Here is a 21,253-nt window from a genome sequence, read left to right on the forward strand (position 1 = left end):
GTTTAAGAATAAGGGTGAGTGTCCTGTTAACTTTTATTCACTTGGCCTATCGCCCTTTGCCAAACTGACCACCAGGCCATGTCGCTGACCGAGATACACCGGCCAAACTCGTTTCGCCAGGGTTGACCACTGAGGCTGAAACGCAAACCACATCACCTGAGCCTCTTGCTGCCAAGCAATCAGCTTCGCATCACTAAATTCCAAATACTGATTTACTGCTGGGTACACGGCTTTAAACAAACTTTCTTTGGCAGAAAACAACGCTGTGATGAGCAAAGCCCAGTCATTGTCCCCGCCCACATCGTGGAACGCCTTATCCCCCAGCACAAGACGCACATGGCGCGACAAATACGCCCGCTCATCGTCATCGGCACACACCGTGGCAATGGCGTTGGCAACGCCAACTGACAGAGGCTGTTCAATATCAACCCCGAGATATTGACGCACGTCTTGTCTTTGTGCACAAGCAATGGCCCACGCGCCTTTGTGACTGATTGAGCCTGTAACCCCTTCTGGCCATAACGGGCTTCTGTGATCGCCAATCGGCAACATCGGCGCATCGATGTTGATCGCTTTTAGCGCCTTATCGGCCGCCTTTCGCCCTGCTAAAAACTCTTGCTGGCGAACAAACGGCGCGTCAGCAATCGGACTTGGCAAAGCAGCGTGTTCAACACTTTTAACTGGCTCGCTAATCTTATGTGCGTAAATCGCCACCCCGCCAAGCCGGTACCAAACCCGACCCTTGGCCTGTAACTTCGACCAAGCCATTTTTGGCTTACCGCTTATGACTTGCGGCGCAGACGCGGCAAACGTTGTCACTGCCCATGCCCTTTTGGCACGATCAGCGGAGTATGACTGATCGGATCGTCAATGATCACATTGGGTAACGCAAAGACCTCTTCAACCAAATCTTGAGTAATGATGTCTTTAGGCGCACCAGTGTCCACCACTTGACCATTGGCCATCACCACTAAATGATCGGCATACCGACAGGCTTGATTGAGATCGTGCAGCACCGCTATCAAGGTTCGGCCTGATTGCGTGGTTAAACGTTTAAACAGCTCTAACAACTCAATTTGATGAGTGATATCTAAATACGTCGTCGGCTCATCGAGCAGTAAAATCGGCGTCTGCTGAGCCAGCACCATGGCAATCCACACTCGCTGCCGCTGACCGCCAGACAAAGCATCCACGGGGCGCTCGGACAACGACTCTAGATTGGTGAGAGCCAAGGCCTCGCTGACCGCGTCTTGATCTTGCTCACTCCATTGTCGAAAAGCACTTTGGTGAGGGTAACGGCCACGAGCGACCAAGTCGACCACTCGAAGCCCATCGGGGCACTGAGCACTTTGCGGCAATAAACCGAGCTCACGAGCCAAGGCTTTGGCGTCAAACTTGGCCAAGCGTTGGCCATCGAGGAGAACCTCACCCGCTTTGGGGGCTAAGAGTCGGCACAAGGTTTTCAGTAAGGTGGATTTCCCACAGCCGTTAGGGCCAACAATCACGGTAAACTGGCCATCGGGAATGTCGATGTTAAGCCCTTCACTCACCGTATGATGGTCATACCCTAATGTTAATTGATGACCAGATAAACGCGTCATAATTCTCTCTTTTATGGTTTGATAATATTCATTGATTCAGCTTGCCATCATGGACATGGCGAGAGCTTGATTTAAGCACGTCCTCAAAGCTCATTGCGGCCGACTCTATGTGTGCCATGGTCACCAATGTTTGCTTTGTCACCTGTAAAATCTGCGCCACTTGCTGATCACTATAGCGATCACTTCGATAGCTCATCAGTAACCTCAAGCTTGGCTGGCCGGCCACGGTTTCTTCCATCACTTCGAATTGCAGTCCTAGTGGTGATTCGCTTTTATCCGGGTCAACTTGTTCAAAAGGAATGGGCTGATGATCCGCGCTTAGCAATTGCCCATGTAATTTATTTTTAGCGTGTAACTGAATAAAAACATCAAACATATGAACATCAAATGGCTTGTGATCGCCAAACAGCGCCTGCTCAACATGATCGATGGGGACATCGGTATAAGGCATGGAATCGTTAATGGTGTTTTTTACCGTGTCAATAAATTGGCCCAGTGTCTGAGCAACAAAATGCACCGGATGAACCGCGATGGTGGTGAAATACCCCACAGTATCAAAATAGTCGGCATCAATGCGACCACTGACTGGCGTTCCCACCAAAAGGCTGTCTTGCGCCCCCAAACCGCGCAGAGCCAGAGCAATACCACTGTACATGACATTAAACAGCGAACCTTGGCATGTTTTGGCCAATTGGTATAACCCGGCGCGGGTGGACTCACTGATTTTGAGCTCTTGCCAACCGCCTGCATCTTTACTCTTCGCTGGCAAAGCCGGTGTCTGTTGATCCGCTAAGAGCAAAGGAAGACGTAACCCCGGAGCAATGCCTTTGAGTCGCAAAGTCCAGTAATCGAGGTGAGAGGGTTCGACACCAGCCGTTGCTTGTTGCTGGGCAAATTGAAGAAATGAAGCCACCGGTTTTAGATCGATATCGTTCTCAGCGCTGGATGGGTTAAGCGATAATTGATGATACACGTGACACAGTTCATCCATCAAAATATTGACTGACCATTCGTCGAGCACTAGATGGTGAAATAAAAAGGACAAATATTGTATCTCCGTCCCTTCTTCTGTGATGAAGCGCAAGCGCACCGGTAATTCCGTGGCCAGTTCAAAGGGGTAATGCGCTTCTTGATCTAAGTATTGCTTCAGAGTTAACTCGCCACTTTGAGCTGAATCCCAAAACCAGGTGTATTTCGGTAATTCGTCTAAGCTCACTACTTGTTGAAGCACACGGTTTTGCTCTTGATGGAACAAACTGCGCAAGATTGGATGTCGTTTCATCAAAATGGCAAAGGCGTGTTCAAAGCGTTTTTCATCAACCGGTTTTAAGAAACGCAAGGTAAAAGGGATATTAAACATAGCGCCATAACCAAAGGCGGAATACACTTTCCATAGCGATTGCTGTGCCAACGCCAATGGGGCGTTTGTCACACAGTCCGTGACGCGGTGGCTGGGTTCAGTATTCATCTTTGGTTTGTGCCTATCGCTTACGATCTGAGCCAATTGCCGTACCCTTGGCTGACTAAACACATCGTTAATTCGAAGCTCAATCCCGTGTTGCTGCTTTAGTTGCCCCAAAATTCGCGTGGCAATTAATGAATGACCCCCAGCATCAAAAAAGTCATCGTCGAGATCAAACTCTGGCCGCTGTAAAGCGCTGCGAAACACAGTCAACAGCAATGCTTCAAAAGCGGGCTCTTGCGTGGTCTTATCCACTGTCACCACAGCGCTTGGCTTATTGACGCTTTGGCGTGGCAAGTCACTCACGCTAGATTGAACGAATGGACTGACAGAACCAAGCTCAAGTCTCCCCGTACGGGTATTGAGCTGCCCTGTCATCAACGCCTCGATAAAACCATCAAGTGCGTATTCAGCTAACGCGGTTGACACCCGCTCACTCACCGTTAATTGACACATCAACAAGCCATCACAACTGATACCCAGGCCAAGCATTAAGTCGAACTCTGGGTGAGGCATTGCGCTGCGCTGTAACCCAACATCAACACCGGGTAACTGTAAATATTGACTGGCATCCGCGATCCATGAAACGCCGAGATGAAGCTCGTCGACAGCCAATGATGACACCGACCAATTACTTGATACCACAGGCGCTGGTAACGGTTCATCTGAGTGTGTTGAACTCATATCACAAGCGAGCGTAACTTGACTAAGCCCTGACGTCATCCAGTTGCCATTCCACTCACCGTGTTGATGAGGTTTTTCAGAGAGGAAAAAATGCGTCAAATGGGTCTGGCAAAGTGCGCTCAATTGCCGAGCAAACCCCAGGCCCGCTTGACGCAATAACGCTTGGTGGTCCATCGCATCATCGACGTATTGACTCAACCAATCAACGGGAAATTGTTTATCGATAACCGTATTTTGCCCCTGAGTTGCCCCGCCCGCTCGGCCGACATAACTCGGCTGACGAAAAGCCTGCCAACGAGGAGCCAGTGGCGCACTGTCATCACGAATCAACCACAAAGGCTGGAGGTCTTCCTGCTCAACCACTGTAAGTACCCCTTGCCAATCTTGGCGATAGTAGCCTGAGATCGATGAGAGAATACTGTGCCAATTGAGCCGGTAAAATGCGATTCGATGGGCGACGATGGTCAACAGCCATTGATCTTGCTCGTAGTGATAAAGCACAAATTCAAGTGGCGCACAGCGTGACAAATCGCGCTTTTGCGCACGGCGTAATCGAGCTTGCTGTAAGGCCGCGTCAACGTCGTGGGCACTTTCAATCTTCAAGTGAAAAACGGGGGACTGATTCTGAGCTTTCATCAAGCCTGAAGACTCATCAAACCGATAACGAGCATCGATATCCGGCAGACTGTCCGCCATGGCTTTCACTGCCTCAGCAAGGCGCATGACATCGAGTTCACCCTTAAGCTTAATCGCGAGCTGTCCTTGATGTCGAGTGTCTTCGACTTGTTGATGATCAAGCCAAATCATTTGCTCTATCGCAGAGGTAGGACGCCATTGTTGCTCAGTGCCACTGGCAGATCGATTAGGCTGTGACTCCACCATGATTGGCCTCCTGTTCTCGCAGTTGACGACAGGTTTTCAACCAATGAGACAAGCTTGGCTGGGTATAAAAGTCACTTAGCGTTGCAGACACACCAGCATGTTGTGATAACGCATCAACCAAACGCAGTATGTGAATTGAGTTCAATCCGTATTCAAATAAATTTTCATCCAGACCAAGAGACTGGGCAGCAGGGTCCCAGACTAAAGTCACCAATTGACGCAGCTCGGCTTCTTCCATTTTCATTTCCTTTGGTGGGACAAAACACGGCTCTGCCCCTGACAACATGGTCAAGCACTTTACTGTGTCAAAATGTAAATGTAAAGAATTCTCATTATCATTTAAGTGACGTAATTACTTCATCTTGACTAATAACCACAACAAATACATACCACCAATCATACCGGTAACACGACCGATCGGCAGTACCCAATGCCAAGGCTGCCATTGGGTTAGGGTATCGGCAAGCAGTAATAACAGCGCTCCTAAGCAAGCCGAACTGATCACCGCAAGTTGGCCAGAGCGAACAATACGCGAAGCCAATTGAGGTGCAGCAAGAGCAATAAAAGCAATCGGCCCAGCTGAAGCGGTCGCTAAGGCCGCCAGTAGTACCGCGAGCAACATCGCCCAGCGTCGAACTTTTTCAACGCTTATCCCCGCTTGCTGAGCCAACTCGTCCCCCATTTCAAGGTAACTGAGCGCTCGGCTAAGGCCTTTAACCCAAGGCACCAATACCATGACCCCGACCACAACCGGCCAAGCGTGGGACCAGGTTCTGGCCTGGAGTGAACCGGCAAGCCACAAGTTTGCACTGATCGCATTGTCCAAGTCGCCTTTTACCAGTAACAAACCATTCAAAGCACTTAACATCGCCCCAACTCCGATCCCAATCAGAATCAAACGGTATCCATTGACGCCACCATTTTTTCTCGCCAGCCCATAAACCGCCGCCGCAGTCAGCACACCACCGAGGATCGTTGCTATTGCCACCATCAGCACTTGACCGCCAAACAGGACAATCTGCAATAGCGCCCCAGTAGCCGCGCCAGTGGTAAAACCAATCACATCTGGCGAGCCTAAAGCATTTTTCGAAATCGATTGAAACACACACCCAGACACCCCCAGTGCCGCACCAACAAACAACGCGGTCACGACTCGGGGCAAGCGGATTTGCCAGACAATTCGATGGGCAATATCGGCGCCATTGGGCTCCATCAAGGTGCTAAAAACCGTGTTAAGCGCTAATGGATAGCTGCCAAGCGTCATGTTGTAGGCCATGAGAACGAAGACTATCGCGAGGCTGATCAAACCAAAAACAATACTGCGCTTTTGATACAAGAAACGCCAAGAGCCCAGCACTAAGAGGGAATCGGAAAGTGGTAAGGGTTGCTTCATAACTGTGCTATTTTCCATCGACGAACGAGATAGACAAAAAAGGGCCCACCGAGCAAGGCCACCATGATACCTACGCTGATTTCATCGGGGTAGCCAATCACTCGGCCCAATATATCGGCAACCTGAACCAATAACGCGGCAATTAGCATGGTATATGGGAGTAACCAACGATGATCAGGGCCGGTAATAAAACGCGCCAAGTGCGGTGCCGTTAGACCGACAAAACTGATCGGCCCCGCCGCTGCTGTTGCCGCTGCCGATAACACGACAATGACCACACAGGCGAGTAGCGTAATACGCTTAGGGTTAACGCCTAACGAGCGGCTGACCTCGTCCCCTAAAGACGTGGCATTGAGCGCTGCGCACAGACTGCACCCCAATGCACTGCCTATCACCGTGAGGAAGAGCACCGGCCACAACACTGCAAAACCGCGCCCTTGCAAAGATCCCACCGCCCAATGGCGAAATTGATTAAAGACGGTTTCATCACTATTGATCGTGATCATTTGTGTCAGAGCCAACAGCACCACCGACAACGCCGCGCCCGATAACACCAAGCGAACGGGGTGCCCTCCCTGTTTGACACCAGAGAGAAAGTACAAAGCCACGCCAGGTAAAGCTGCCCCGACCAATCCTAACCAGACATAATCGACCACTTGGCTGATCCCCAACAGAGAAATACCCAACACTATCGCCAGTGTCGCTCCGGCATTGACCCCTAAAATTCCGGGATCTGCCAGTGGATTACGAGTCAGCGCTTGCATCACCGCACCGGCAAGCCCCAACGCGGCGCCGACCACAACAGCCAACGCAGCGCGTGGTAATCGCAAATAGTGCACTAATAAATGTGCATTGTTGGTTGGGTCAAATTGCCATATCGCTTGCCAAGTGACATCCGGGGCAATGGCTCGTGTACCGATAAAGATGCTCAATACCGACAGCCCAATTAATACCAGCAAAAGCGTAAGGCCGCCGAGCCAAAGGCGGTGTGTTTGAGTCTCGCCAATTCCGTTGTATCGTGCCATGTTATGCCAACTTATTTTGCAAAGCGCTGTACCAATTGTTCGACAATCTCATGGGCACTATAGTAATCGATACGAAACGAATGTTTCCCCAACCCATACACTTGTTTGGCTTGTACTGAGGGTAAGTTGGCTAATACAGGGTCATTGAGAAAGTCGTCAACCTGGTCGCCTTTACGCGTGAGCAGAAATGAAGTTTGCGCCTTTAACTGTGTGAGGTGCTCATAGTGCGAACGAATAAAATCTTGGCGATGATCAAGGGCCGTTTGCCATGCTGGGTTGGGTTGTTCGATGTCAAAGCCCAGCTGGCTCAATAACTGCCCATGACTGCCTTGCGCCGTGGCGATCGGGTTGACCGCGCCTGGGCCTTGGTAACTGATGATGTTTGCGCGGCCTTCGGGCAAACTCATCGCCTCTTTACTGTCTTTGAGATAAGCGTTAAATTGTTCAATCTTTTTAGCCACTTGCTGTTCCAAACCCAAAGCTTTCCCTAAACGATTCGCCAAATCTTGCCAGGTTTGTTTGCTGTAATCGAGCACAATGGTCGGGGCAACCTGTTGTAACTGAGCAATGTGCGCGCGGGCTGAATCGGCGCCACTGCTTGATACAACAATCAAATCGGGTTGCAACGCATAAGCCATCTCAATATCAACACTGCCCGCAGGCCAAACGTCGACAACACCGCGCTGCTTCGCCACCTCTTGCCACTGGGCAAAAAATTGATGGTTGGCGGCAGAGGCGCTGCCAATCACTGGGGCATCGATGGCTAGTAAGGTGCCCGTAATACTGACTGAGGTCGATAAAACCCGCTGAGGCTTGGCCTTGATGACCGTTGTTGTACCATCGCTATTGACAAAGGTGGTCGGCCATTGTGCCGCAAACGATTGATGGCTGACGATCAGAAAACAAGATGTTACTATCCATTTAATGATATTGGTTATCATTTAGTTTCTCATTTGATTTATAATTGCGACAAGATTAATACTAAACCACCTGGTATGACAAGGTTTGATTGAGGGATTACACCACCCACACAAGCGCATACGTTTTCTTATATTTACCCGAAGGATAGTGATTTTATGAGTCAATCTTCTCCATTATGTATTGGTATGGCCCTAGCGTTTAGTTGGCTGAGTAAAAACGCATGGCGACGCACGGACAGTCGCATCGAAGATATTCATCACAGTGACCTTTATATTGAACTGGCCAAACGCGCAGAAGCCGCCAAACTCGACTTCCTCTTTCGACCAGACACTCTATTTCTCAATCAACATGCCATTGAACACGAACCGGGCTTTAGCAGCTTAGATCCCATGGTCCTATTGGCAAGTCTTGCCAGAGAAACCAAACACATTGGTTTGATTGCCACAGCTTCGACCGCTTTTTTACCGCCCTTCGCCGTCGCACGCCAATTGCAATCTTTGCAATGGGTAAGCCAAGGTCGAGCCGGCTGGAATATCGTCACCGCATTAGATGGACAAGGCAATTTTGGTCAAGAAGAGTTGCTGCCTTCTAAGCAGCGCTATCAAAAAGCCGCAGAGTTTACTCAAGTCGTCCAACAACTTTGGCGCAGTTACCCCCATGAAGCGCTACTCGCCGATCAGAGTAGCGGTCAGTACACCAACCCCTCATTGATTCAACCCATTAACCATCAAGGGGAATACTTTTCCGTACAGGGGCCCTTGAATATTCCCGCTTCACCTTATGGCGAGGTCGCCTTGTTTCAGGCGGGTGCGTCAGAATCTGGCCGTGACTTTGCCGCTCAAACCGCCCACGCGATTTTTGCCGCCAGCCCTGATATTGAGTCGGGTATCGAATTACGCCAAGATCTTCAACAACGAGCCAAAGCACACGGCCGCGATCCGCGCTCCATTAAAGTGCTCCCCGGTTTGAGTTTATTTTTAGCAAAAACGCGTGAACAAGCCGAACAATTGCATCGTGAAACGCATTTAAACCTCGGCCTAAAACGGCGATTTGACTACTTAAAACAGGCATTAGGGGTTGATTTTTCTTGTTATTCATTAGACCACATTCTTGGGCCTGATGATCTCCCTTCCGACACCACCCCGGTGAGAAGCTTGACCCATGCCGAGTTACTGCGTCGCCGGATTGAACGCGATAGACCCAGTCTAGAAACCTTACTCAATAGCCCAGAAGTCATAGGCTCAGCGCATTGGCTCGTGATTGGCACACCTGAAGATGCCGTTGACGCGATAGTTACAAGAGCAGCGGCCAAATCCATGGATGGGTTTATTGCCGTGCCCAGTGGCTCGTGGGAATCGGTGACTCTATTTCTAGAACACGTTATGCCGCGTTTGGTCGAACTTGGCTTGGCACATCGCGACTATCGAGGTAACACACTGAGCGTCAACCTGGGTATTGGCGAGTAATGAGTTGGGGTTTTGGCGGGTAAGTTTGAGATCAAGGTCACTTAAATAATCTAATTGATAATAATTATCATTGTTATTTGTTCAACTTTAATTATGCTAGCCACTATTGAGACCGCTGATAATCGATGCCAAATCATTGACATGATGCACTTCTTGCTCTGAGTGTGAGAAGTGCCTTTTCAGATCAGCGTCTGGCGCTCAGTTTTTTAAATCTAGCTATAGGAATACCATGCACACTGAAACGACCCAACCGAGTACCCAAGCCTCGACCTTATCGTGGCACGCCTTAACCTTGCCACAAATGGACTTTTGGGAAGAGTTTGATCTGCACCCCGACGAGCCACTATCGACCGTGGCTCATTACATTGAGCTGACCGGTCCCGTTGATCTCGATGCCTTGTGTCAATCGATTGAAGCCGCCGTGCGCGAAACCGACGTGCTCGCTTTGACTTTCCGTAAAGACCCGCAAAGCGGCCAAGTACAACAAGCGATTTCCGAACCACATTATCCCATCGTCAAGGTCATTGATCTGAGTGAGAATGAAACGCCCCTCGCCAAAGCACGCACCTTGATGGAGGATGAGTTAAAGCAACCGATCAACCTCTATCACGATAAATTGTCTGCCCAATGGGTGATAAAGTTAGCCGATGACCATTATTTGTGGTATCTGCGAGCCCATCACATCATCATGGATGGGTTTGGGATGACCCTGTTAGAGCAGCGCTGTGCCACTTGGTATGCGCATTTTCAAGCCGGGCAAGACTGCGGCCGCCCTTTTAATCGCCTAAACCAATTTCTCTCGGAAGAAAACGCTTACCAAAGCAGCCCCTTACACCAGCAGTCCCAGCAGTTCTGGCACCACTATCTACAGCAGCCTAACTCGGTCACGGCGCTGGACAAGGCCGATGACTACGAAGAAGAAAGCGTTGCCCTTTCGGCTCGACTGGACACGCCATTTTCGCAAACGCTCATTGATGCGGCCAAGTTCTATGGCATTGCTTGGGCCGATCTGCTCGTGGTTCTCTCTGGCTTGTATCTTCATCATCATTTGTCGGCAAAATATTGCCCACACGATGACCCCCTGACACTTTGGGTTCCGTTTATGAGTCGCTGGGGCAGCGTCGGTGCTTACATGCCAGGGATGATGGTCAATATTTTGCCATTCACCTTGTCAGTTGATGAGTCAGCGCCCCTGCACCAACAAGTGAAACATCACAGCCAGGCCCTGCGCCAGTTATATCGCCACGGCCGCTTTCGCATTGAACAAATGGCAAAAGACCAAGGGATAAAAAACAATCATCGCTATTTTTTCTCACCCTTTATCAACGTATTGCCATTCGATCCCCCTGCCTTTCATCAATGCGAGACCACCCACCATGTGCTCACCTCAGGGCCTGCCGACGGTTTTAATCTGACTTTCCGCGGTCAGACGAACGGCTATGGTTTGAGTATGAGCCTCGACTCTGATGCCAGTTTGCACCCAGAAACCGAGATGCTCGACCATCAAAATAACTTAATGACTTTTTTACAGCGCTGTTTTAAACCAAGTAACGCCGAACAAAAGTTACACGATCTTTTTTCACCTCAACGTTAAAGCAAAATAAAGCGCCGCACCACGTAAGGTGCGGCCTATTCTGATTTATGTCCTGGATATGGTTACCAGCCGCTTGGCTAAATCATGGGCATAACGACATGAGATCAGTACTGTCATCGGCACTTTTTGTCCAAACTGTTGGTGGATCTTTTGCTGGATATCGATTAAATCATTCGCTTGTACTCCGGTATGGATTAAGCTCATCGTTTGTCGACAGGTCATACTTTTCCTTTGCGAGACTTGTTGATACAAGGCGATCAATTGACGCGCTACCCTATCCAACTCGCGCTCAGAAGCTGTTGCATGCTCCTTTTCACACAAACTCGTCGTAGGGTGAGATTGCCACGTTGCTTGCTCGATACGACGCGTAAGCTCACGGCGGTCGACTTTGCCATTGGCGGACAAAGGAAAGCGCTCACACTTCAACCACACTCGAGGATGATGAGACACAGGTAACACTTGCCCTGCGATTTGTCTGGCCTGTGACTGCTTTAGATCAGCGTCTCGCCCAATAAAAGCGACACCGATTTCAGTATCGCCGTCATTGCGTGTCAGTGGCAAAGCAACAAGGTCCACAAACCGATTGGTCTCCATAAGGCTTTTTTCAATATCGGGTAGGGAGACTCTCACGCCACGCACCTTGATGTAGCCATTTAATCGACCAGCGAAAATAATCTTGCCATCGTTGTCGACAAAGCCTTGGTCGCTGGTTTGATAAGCACGCAGTGTGTGTCCATTTGCAAGCGGTAACTCAACGAAATCGTGTTGCACCAGCTCACCTTGTTGGAGGTAACCATTGGCCAAATTAACGCCTGCACAATACATACGACCAACCTGATAAGGTAAGCAGGGTTGTAAGTTCGCGTCCAAAATATAATAGTTATTTCCCGCCAGCGCTTTGCCATATGGAATCACCTGCACATCTTTAGGCTGCAATTGATGCCAAATACTCCAGACGGTGGTTTCGGTAGGTCCGCCCAAAGAATACCACTGCATTCTAGGAAACTTTTCTCTTAACCCATTGATAACATTCGGCTTGATATAATCCCCACCTTGGGCAATTAAACGAAGCCCCTTCAGTGAATCAAGCTCTGCACAGCTCAATAGCATTTCTAGGATCGCAGGGACAGAGCACCAAAGACTGACGGAATAACGCTCGACCAGCGCAGCCCAAGCCAAGGCATCTTTTTCTTCCTCTGGTGAAGGCACGACGATTTCCCCACCGCATGACATCATGCCAAGTGTATCAAACAGCGACATATCGTGATGCCAAGGCGTGACAGATAACAAGCAATCATTGCTGGTGACTTGCCATTGAGAGAGTGTTTGCCCTAATACATTGGCGGTGGCGCGATTATTGAGTACAACACATTTGGGCTGCCCAGTGGTACCCGACGTATAAAGGTAATAACTGGGGACAGTCTGATGACTGAGTCTCGCTAATGTTTGTGCACTTGGCCACGGGCTTAGCGGTTGCTTTTGTCCGCATTCGATGATCTCTTCGAAGCGTTTAATGTCAAAACCGTCCAGAGCCCCCTCACCGACAATGGTCTTGGCTTGACAGTGACTGAGCAAATAGCGGCGCCGTGACAACGGACTGAGTGTATCAATAGGCACCCAAACCAGTCCGCTAAGTGCACAGCTTATGATCACGGCTAGGTGTTGAGGCCCCTTGGGCAATGCAATAGCCACCACATCACCGCGACGAATACCGCTGTATTGCCAATAACTCATCAAGGCACTGACGTGTTGGTAGAACCAGTGCGCGCTGTAGGCCTTATTCTGATAATAACAAAGCGTCTCCTCCCCTTTCGCTTGCAGTCGTTTGGCAATGCGACCTAAAAAGTCATACTCATTGGCGTTGTGCGGCAAAGGGGGCGCAATCGGGTCAACCAAGGACGCACGGCAAAACGGTTGCTGCCAACATTCACCATCGGGTTTGGCTAAGTGTTCAAGTATCGTTTGGCAGAGGTCAAGGAAACACTCGACCCAACCGGTGTCAAGCGCCTGAGTGACGTAATCCGCTGCCAGTACTAAATCGCCTTCTTGAGTGAGAGTAAAGCGAATATCAAGCGCAATTTGTGGGGTTTGGGTACAACTTTGCTGTAAATGCATTCCATCGGCTTTGTTGACTTGCGGCCACCCCAAACCGTTGGTGATCACAACAGGTAGCGGCAAGGCCTCCCCAGTTCTCCCCACGATGTCCCTCGCTAAATCGATCCCGGAATAATCGCGATGCTCAACCCCCTGTGCGATTTGTCCTTGCAGTCGCTTCACTTGCTCAGCCACACTGACTTGCTCTTGCCGCGGTATTTCCAAGGCGATAAAGGAGGATTGATTATCCCAAACTTGCTCTGATTTCGGAAAAGCTATCGGCAAACCAACGCGTAGCGCCTCCCCTTGCTGCCACGACAGTAAACTGTATGTCGCGGCCCACGTTAGCGTACTATTAATAAAACAGTGCGACTTGGCTGACTCACGACAAAGTTGACGGTACTGCGAGCGCTCAATCACTCGTTCACAACGTTCAAATTTGGCTTCGACTATCCCATCAAGAGGCTGTAACCAAGGCAGTTTGGGGGAGGCGTCTTTGCTCATACTCTGTTGTTGCCAAAAAGATTTTGCACGTTGACGAAGCTCATCATCCTGTTGTTCTACTGGCGAAGGCGACTGGCTAAGACCGGCTTGTGCATTGGGAAAGTGTGGCTGTGCTGAAAAAAACTGCTGCATGAAGGCGGAAATACCATGCCCGTCGACCAATAGCGCATCAAAACGACTCATGACGACATGTTGATAAGCACCAGGGTCCTGTGGGTCTTGGGGCAATAGCCATAAGGTCATAAACCAAGGAAAACCGTTAAGGTCGTGACAGGTTTGCCGATGTTTCTGATAATAGGCTTCGACTTCACTAAGCGCCTCTTGGCGACTTGATGAGCGCAGATCGATACACTGGCTGTTGGTTGCTATCCACTCGCTCGCTCGGCCTTGTCCTTCAACAATCATTTGTGTCCGGCTTTCAAGATCAATGCGTTTACGTAGCATCGGACATTGTTCAATGGCTAGAGCAAGGTTAGTTTGCCAACGCGTACTATCCCAATTTCCTCGGTATAGGCGAGTATCATGCATTGCAACCCCGCCAAGTGATGTGCTCGCTTCTCGGCCCAAAAGATAAGTTTGCTGCAACCCCGTAAAAGGGGTACGCAATAAGGCAGGGTCTTCCTCCTGTCTCGATGTGGGGGGCTCTGTTCGAATCTTATCGCCTTGAGCGGATGGAAAAAGATGCTGACAAACGGTTTGCCAAGGCTGCTGCCAATAGCTCGGCTCTGATGCCAAGGTATTGAGCAGTGAGGCCATCGCCGTAAAACTGGCTTCAACCCATTGGCGTTCAACCCTGTCAAGTCGTACGTCCCAGTTGATCAGCAGTCCTTGCTGACAAGGTGCAAATTGTGCATCAAGAAAAACATAAGCCCCTTGTGACGAGGCCCATTGCATGCCACCAAAGACCTCTTGAACTCGCTTGGTAAACAAGGTGTCTTGTTCGCTCCATCCAGAGGTAAAAACCACCGGGGCCTGTGCGACGGTCCCGCGATAACGAGACAAGTCGCGCATCACTTCAACGCCAGAATAGGCGCGATGTGATAACAGTTCGGCCACCGTTTCAGCGTTGCATTTAACATGCTCAAGTAAAGTCAGTGACGATTGAGTATGGCCGGAAAACACACTCACGTCAGAAAAATCGCCAATGGCTGGTTGATCACCATTCACTGCCCAAGGGCGATAAAAACTGGGCACCATCAAGCGAAGACGAGGCTGCTGACATTGGTGGCTTAACAGCAATTGGAACATAGTCAGGCACAAGGTTGACATGGTCACTTGGTGTTGATTAGCCAGCTGCTCTAGGGCGCGTAAGCGATGGGGATCAAGCATGGTTGACCATCGTTCAGTATGACCAAGGTCGTGCTTACCTTGATTGACTGGCTCAGGAAGCTCAGGGGCAGGAGCAATGTTGTTCAGCTGTTGCTGCCACCAATTCTGAGCCTGTTGATAGGCTTTAGTACTTTGGCGGTGTGAATGAGACTCAGAAAGAACCGACAAGGTGTTATCTTCTTGAGGGGGTTGTCTAAGTGGGTAAGTATACCGCTCGGCCAATTGCGTCATTAAACGGCAAACACTGCTGCCATCGACCGCCAGCATTTCAACATCGAGATGAAATTGCGCTTGGCCATTGGGCAGCAAGGTGACCGTAAACTCGACAGCCTGCCCTTGTTCAAGCGCTAATGTCTGATGCATTTTTTGGTGGCGAATGTGCGCGATTTGTGCCGCTACTTCACTGTCTGACCAATGCTGACCGTCGATGATGTGTAACCGATGCCAATGCTCGGGAGAGAAAGGCATCACTTGGGCCTGCCCTTGTGAACTGATCGACAACCGCAAACACGGATGCATGAGATATAAGTGCATTACCGAACGCTTAAGGGCGGTGAGGTCTAGGTCTTGAATGCGCCATTCGGTGTAAAAGTGCGCCGCAATACCCGTTGCCTGTCGACCAGACCAATAGGCCATTTGTAAAGGGGAAAGAGTGATTGTCATGATCAATTGTCCAGGGTTGCGCCGCCGTCGACCCGCAGGTCGTGCATCGTGATGTGACTGGCAGCAGGTGACAGTAAAAATAGCACGCTTTGGGCGATTTCTTCTGGGGTTGCCAGTTTTTGCAGTGGAATACCTAATCGGTAAGTACGACTATCGCCCTCAATCACTTGTTGCTCGCCATACTGATCATTCCACAGCTGTTTTTGCATCTTCGTCAGAGTGGAACCTGGGCTGACAATATTGCAGCGAATCCCTTGCTCAGCCAGTTCGATAGCAAAGCACTTGACCATCATATGCAAAGCGGCTTTCGACGCACCGTACGCCCCCATATTGGGCCTTGGGGTATTCGCCGCATTCGAGCCGATAATCACCATGGCTGGCTTTTGGTCATGTGGCATCTGATAAGCGATCGCTTGCATCAGTGCTAAAGTGCCAAAGGTATTGACTTCAAACGTGTGTTTGACTTCACTCAACGTCATTTGATGAAGTGGTCCTAAGTGTAAAATACCCGCGCAACTCACCAGCTCTGTAATTTGACCACCGTCTTGTTGCCACTGTTCTATCTGCGCTTCGATTTGCTCCATTTGACTCAAATCTAACGCATCACAACGTAAATGGTGTGGGTATTGTTCACTCAAATGCGCGCTGTTTTCTTTTAATAACTCGATGTTCTTATCGGTCGCGATCACTCTTTTACCCTGCTGTAATAAGGCTTCCATTACCGCAAATCCGATCCCTTGGGCACACCCTGTTACCAGAACAACTCGTTCACTCATTTAAAATAACCTTATAATTTTCAATGGATTAATTATTAATCTTGTTTCTGTTAGTCAATGTTAATTTGTGATCTCGATCTAGAAACGATAATCAATAACAAATATTAATGATAACCATTATCATTAATGGTGTTATAAACTAAGCCCTCAAAACGCATTTAGCAAGTTGAAAACACATTTTTTAATGAGGCCTTTCATGGAACGTCACGACACTCCTCAAGTGAAACTCACACGCGGTGATTTTCACGACGCATCTTTTTTCTTTTCCTCTGCCAAGCACACTTTAGTGGGTCAGGGAGTGAAAACCGCCGTCAACGAGGTCATTGCTTTTGAACAGTTAGCCAGCCAAGCGCAACAACTGCTAACATCGGCCCAAACCGATGAACAAGACAACCCGGTTTTATTTGGCGTGATTCCTTTTGATCAATCCTTTCCTACTAAGCTTTTGATCCCTAACCATTTAACATTCGCCAAACGATGCTCGACACAAACCGAAGCACAAATCAGCCGTAACCCGGCCAGTATTATTTCCAAGCCCAGCGGCGATCACTACCGCCAAGGCGTCAGCCAATTAGTGGCACACTTTGGCCATTCATCACTTGATAAAGCGGTGCTATCTCGAGCGCTCGACGTCGAAGCAAAAGAGAGCATCGACCGTTTTGCTCTGCTCAATAATTTATTGTCCATTAACCAAACCGGCTATACGTTTAGTGTGCAAACCGGCGACAACACTTTTTTACTCGGTGCCAGTCCCGAACTCTTGATTGCCAAACAAGGCGCTCAGATCGTCTCTAATCCCTTGGCAGGTTCACGTCCTAAAGCGGATGATGAGGCACAAAATCAACGTTTAAGTGACGATCTACTCGCCACCGACAAAGATCGACATGAACACGCCTTGGTGGTCGATGAAATAGAAAAAGTCCTCAGCTCTTATTGCGCTCCTCTTCATTGCCCTAAGCAGCCCAGTGTCATTAAAACCAACACTATGCTGCATTTGTCGACTCGCTTAGACGGTCAATTGTCCGATCCTTCGACACATGTACTGCAACTGGCCAGTCAACTTCACCCCACCCCAGCAGTATGTGGTTTCCCTAGACACGAAGCCTATCAAGCGATCAAATTACTCGAAGGGTTCGACCGGGGTTACTTTACCGGTATGGTCGGATGGTGTGATGCCAAAGGCAATGGCGAATGGGTGGTAACAATTCGCTGTGCTGAGGTTAATGAACGGAAAATGAGGCTCTTTGCCGGAGCAGGTATTGTCAATCAGTCAAATCCACAAGCTGAATTAGAAGAAACCGCGGCCAAAATGCAGACCATAGTCAACGCGGCAGGCTTGTCTATCAGTGAACCTTTAATTGCTTGATCGCGGAGGACAAAGATGCAAGATTATCGAGATTTTACGCCATGGCCAACGTCGCTCGCGACGCGTTATCGTCAACTGGGTTTTTGGCAAGATAAAACCTTAGTCGATCACTTCAGACAAACCGCCAGTCAGTGCGGCGAACAGGTCGCCATGATCGATGCAAAGCGACAGCTGACTTACCAACAAGCGATCGATGAAATTGAACGTCTCGCTGCCGGTTTTCGCGCCCACGGCATTGGCGCCAATGATAATGTGATAGTGCAACTGCCCAACTGCGTCGAGTTTTATCTGTCTTTTTACGCATTACTGCAGATCGGAGCACGGCCCATTATGGCCTTACCCGCCCATCGCCAACGCGAGTTGAGTTTTTTCTGCCAACACGCCGACGTCAAGGCCATGGTGATAACAGAAGAAGCGGCGGGCTTTGATTATTTATCCCTGGCCAAACAACTGCTCGACAACCAACCAAGTCTTGAGCATGTATTTGTTTGTCAGCCACAACAAGAATTGCCAGTGCCTTATATGGGTGTCCACAACTTTGGTGATCTTTACCAGCACGGACGCACTGACAATCAAGACGGTCAAGCCGATCATATCGCCTTTTTCCAACTGTCTGGCGGGACCACTGGCACACCAAAATTGATCCCACGTACCCACAATGATTATGCCTACAGTGTCCAAGCCAGTGTTGATGTCTGCCAATGGCATACCGGTACCCGCTATTTATGTGTGCTACCCGCGGCTCATAATTACCCGCTGAGTTCGCCGGGTGCCCTCGGGGTGTTCTCTGTTGGTGGTTGCGTGGTGCTCAGTCAAGATGCCTCAGCAAACACCGCCTTTTCCCTCATTGAGCAGTATCGGATCACCGATTGTGCGCTCGTGCCCTCTATCGCTTTGTTATGGCTTGAAGCCCAAAAGCGCAACCAATGCGATCTTAGCAGCCTGTCGTTAATTCAAGTTGGCGGTCAAAAGCTCAGTGCCAATGTCGCTGCACAAATCCCACAAGCCTTTGCTTGCCAACTGCAACAAGTGTTCGGGATGGCGGAGGGCTTAGTCAATTACACCCGACTTGACGACCCGCTCGAGACCATTATTCATACTCAAGGCCGAGCCATGTCATCCGCCGATGAAGTGCGGGTCGTTGATGAACAAGGAAACGATGTACCGCTTGGCCAAGAAGGGTATTTGATCACACAAGGCCCTTATACTATTCGCGGCTATTACCGAGCCCCCGAGCACAACCAACGCGCTTTCACTGACGATGGGTTTTACCGGACCGGCGATTTGGTCAAGATGGATGCCGCTGGCAATTTGATGGTGACTGGGCGAGATAAAGATCAAATTAATCGCGGTGGTGAAAAGATTGCCGCAGAAGAGATTGAAAATTACCTTCTCGCCCACCCCGCTATTTTTGATGCCGCACTCGTCGCTATCGCAGACCCGTATCTCGGTGAGCGCAGTTTGGCTGTGGTAGTGTTAAAAGAAGGTCAAACGCTGTCGGCCATTGGCGTAAAACGTTGCGTTCGCGATATGGGGGTCGCCGATTACAAGATCCCGGATAAAGTGGTTTTTTGCGATGCGTTGCCGATGACTCCGGTCGGAAAAGTAGACAAAAAAGCGCTGCGGACTCAATTTGCGCCAAACGCTCATCAAGCCGCCACCCCTGTCGAATAATGCCTTAAGTGGCAATATCGCAAACCAATAACAACAGGACACCCATGATTTACACAGCAAAATTCATGGGTGACCTGTAATCGTGTTATTAGAAGGGATGAGGGGTTTGTGGCATGCTAAGGCCAATAAACACAACCACAAACCGGCTTTAGGGTAGAGTTAAGATGATTTTTTCAACCAGCGAATTAACCTCACAACAGAATTACCGCTTACTTAATGGTGGGGTCACTCCTAGACCCATCGCTTGGATTAGTACTCGCTCCGCCGATGGCGTCGACAATATTGCCCCTTATTCCTTTTTCTCCGTCGCCAGTTGTCAGCCGCCAGTATTAATGTACACCCAAATTTTGCCGCGCAATGGTAAGGACAAAGACACCCTCACCAATTTAAAACAAACCGGCCAGTGTATTGTCAATATCGTCAATGAGGCGCTTCTCGAACAAGCCAATCTCACCAGCGCAGCCCTTGAAGCTGCCGGTAGCGAATTTGACTACGCCAATATCGAGGTCTGCCCTGGGACAAGTGTTGATGTCTTGGCGGTTAAAGCTTCACCGATTCGCTATGAGTGCACACTGCGTGACATCATTACCGTAAGCGAACAACCCACCGGTGGCTCAGTGGTTTTGTTGAATGTTGAGTCAGTGTACGTAAGAGATGATCTTTATCATCACGATTTGATCGATCAAAGTCAGACACAGGCTGTCGGTAAGTTGGGCGGCGACGATTACGCGATTGCACCTCATATTGTCAGCTTGACCCGCCCATAGGTTTTCCGAGCAAAGTAAAAAAAGACCGCAACGGCTGTGCGGTCTTAGGATAACGAGACAAAGTCAGTGGGCTGGGAGACGAATGACCGCGCTATGGCCCACGCCCGTTGCTGATATCAATGCAGTTTGGGATCAAACGGCTTAGATAAACTCATTGGCGTCGAGAGCTTTTGCTTCATCGCATCGGAGCTGATCAACACCATCACCACGAGAGTCGCGAGGTATGGCATCATCGCCAGTAAATTGGGTGAAATATCAAAGCCAAAGCCTTGTACCACCAAATGCAAAATAGAGGCAACACCGAACAAATACGCCCCGAGCATTAAATACCCAACTCGCCAAGAAGCAAACACCACCAGGGCCAAGGCGATCCAACCACGCCCTGCACTCATATTTTCCATCCACATCGGGGTGTAAGATAAGGATAAATAAGCACCGGCTAACCCTGCCATCGCCCCGCCAAACAGGGTGGCGAGAAAACGAATTCTTATCACCTTAATACCCAATGCGTTAGCGGAATACGGATTTTCACCCACCGCTCTGACGGTTAATCCCACTCGGGTTTTGTGCAAGACCCACCACGTCAGGCCTGCGAGCACAAAGCTAGCATAAATGAGCACGTCTTGATGAAACAGCAGCATACCCAAAAAAGGGATGTCACTGAGTAATGGAATGGCAAAGGTTGAGAACCCTGCCACGGTTGATCCCACTAAACTCTCCCCTAAAAATGAGCTCAATCCAACGCCAAAAATGGTGAGCGCCAACCCGGTCGCCACTTGACTGGTATTTAAACTCAGCGCCAAAATGCCAAACAACAATGCCATTGCCATACCGGCGAGGATCGCAAAGGTGACACCGAGCAACAAACTCCCTGAGTAATAGGCCCCGGTAAAGCCCGCCATCGCCCCCATCAATACCATGCCTTCTTGGCCTAAGTTGAGCACACCCGATTTTTCGGTCACCAATTCGCCCAACGCAATCAACAACAAGGGAGTGCCTGTCTTCAATGCCGCGATCAAAATTTGTTGTATCAGTTCTATATCCATATCTCG

The 21,253-nt window shown here is 49.6% G+C and carries 15 protein-coding genes; 5 read left to right on the plus strand and 10 right to left on the minus strand.

The genetic code is table 11. The features are described 5' to 3' along the window. Positions 1-33 precede the first annotated feature (33 nt). From AB0763_RS08870 to fepB, 7 genes are all read right to left on the minus strand, one after another. Entirely contained in the window at positions 34-819 is a 786-nt protein-coding gene (locus tag AB0763_RS08870) for a 4'-phosphopantetheinyl transferase (protein WP_306100392.1), read from the minus strand. Further along, complete coding sequence (locus tag AB0763_RS08875) at positions 816-1,601, minus strand: ABC transporter ATP-binding protein (protein WP_306100393.1); 786 nt, start codon at positions 1,599-1,601, stop codon at positions 816-818. Before AB0763_RS08875 ends, AB0763_RS08870 begins: the two co-directional genes overlap by 4 nt. A gap of 28 nt (positions 1,602-1,629) precedes the next feature. Beyond that, positions 1,630-4,629 (minus strand): condensation domain-containing protein, encoded by a 3,000-nt coding sequence (locus tag AB0763_RS08880; protein ID WP_306100394.1) that lies wholly within the window; start codon positions 4,627-4,629, stop codon positions 1,630-1,632. Continuing rightward, a complete protein-coding gene (locus AB0763_RS08885; RefSeq protein WP_306100395.1) occupies positions 4,610-4,867 on the minus strand; it encodes an acyl carrier protein in 258 nt (85 codons plus the stop codon). Before AB0763_RS08885 ends, AB0763_RS08880 begins: the two co-directional genes overlap by 20 nt. A 114-nt stretch (positions 4,868-4,981) precedes the next feature. Then, entirely contained in the window at positions 4,982-6,022 is a 1,041-nt protein-coding gene (locus AB0763_RS08890; protein ID WP_306100396.1) for an iron chelate uptake ABC transporter family permease subunit, read from the minus strand. After that, positions 6,019-7,047 (minus strand): iron ABC transporter permease, encoded by a 1,029-nt coding sequence (locus AB0763_RS08895; RefSeq protein ID WP_306100397.1) that lies wholly within the window; start codon positions 7,045-7,047, stop codon positions 6,019-6,021. Before AB0763_RS08895 ends, AB0763_RS08890 begins: the two co-directional genes overlap by 4 nt. 11 nt (positions 7,048-7,058) lie before the next feature. Next, positions 7,059-7,988 carry a Fe2+-enterobactin ABC transporter substrate-binding protein gene (gene fepB, locus AB0763_RS08900; protein ID WP_306100398.1) on the minus strand — a complete coding sequence of 310 codons (930 nt, stop codon included), beginning with the start codon at positions 7,986-7,988 and terminating at the stop codon, positions 7,059-7,061. 135 nt (positions 7,989-8,123) lie between these two features. On the opposite strand from fepB, the gene AB0763_RS08905 reads away from it, so the two are divergent. Next, positions 8,124-9,434, plus strand: a complete 1,311-nt coding sequence (locus AB0763_RS08905; RefSeq protein WP_306100399.1) for an NtaA/DmoA family FMN-dependent monooxygenase — start codon at positions 8,124-8,126, stop codon at positions 9,432-9,434. Between the two features lie 229 nt (positions 9,435-9,663). Beyond that, complete coding sequence (locus AB0763_RS08910) at positions 9,664-11,028, plus strand: condensation domain-containing protein (protein ID WP_306100400.1); 1,365 nt, start codon at positions 9,664-9,666, stop codon at positions 11,026-11,028. A 45-nt stretch (positions 11,029-11,073) separates the two neighbouring features. Here AB0763_RS08910 and AB0763_RS08915 read toward each other — a convergent pair whose 3' ends face one another. Next, positions 11,074-15,618 carry an AMP-binding protein gene (locus AB0763_RS08915; RefSeq protein ID WP_306100401.1) on the minus strand — a complete coding sequence of 1,515 codons (4,545 nt, stop codon included), beginning with the start codon at positions 15,616-15,618 and terminating at the stop codon, positions 11,074-11,076. A 2-nt stretch (positions 15,619-15,620) separates the two neighbouring features. Further along, the gene (locus AB0763_RS08920) at positions 15,621-16,394 is read right to left on the minus strand and encodes a 2,3-dihydro-2,3-dihydroxybenzoate dehydrogenase (protein ID WP_306100402.1); all 774 of its coding nucleotides are present in this window, start codon (positions 16,392-16,394) and stop codon (positions 15,621-15,623) included. Between the two features lie 196 nt (positions 16,395-16,590). On the opposite strand from AB0763_RS08920, the gene AB0763_RS08925 reads away from it, so the two are divergent. The 3 genes from AB0763_RS08925 (at position 16,591) to AB0763_RS08935 (ending at position 20,201) form a co-directional block, all read left to right on the plus strand. Then, positions 16,591-17,760, plus strand: coding sequence for an isochorismate synthase (locus AB0763_RS08925; protein ID WP_306100403.1), 1,170 nt, complete (start codon positions 16,591-16,593; stop codon positions 17,758-17,760). Positions 17,761-17,775: 15 nt separating this feature from the next. Beyond that, positions 17,776-19,434, plus strand: a complete 1,659-nt coding sequence (locus AB0763_RS08930; protein ID WP_306100404.1) for a (2,3-dihydroxybenzoyl)adenylate synthase — start codon at positions 17,776-17,778, stop codon at positions 19,432-19,434. Between the two features lie 164 nt (positions 19,435-19,598). Then, positions 19,599-20,201 (plus strand): flavin reductase family protein, encoded by a 603-nt coding sequence (locus AB0763_RS08935; protein ID WP_306100405.1) that lies wholly within the window; start codon positions 19,599-19,601, stop codon positions 20,199-20,201. Between the two features lie 116 nt (positions 20,202-20,317). Here AB0763_RS08935 and AB0763_RS08940 read toward each other — a convergent pair whose 3' ends face one another. Continuing rightward, positions 20,318-21,247, minus strand: coding sequence for an ABC transporter permease (locus tag AB0763_RS08940; protein WP_306100406.1), 930 nt, complete (start codon positions 21,245-21,247; stop codon positions 20,318-20,320). Positions 21,248-21,253 lie beyond the last annotated feature (6 nt).

Source organism: Vibrio sp. HB236076, from assembly GCF_040957575.1.
Classification (GTDB): Bacteria; Pseudomonadota; Gammaproteobacteria; order Enterobacterales; family Vibrionaceae; genus Vibrio.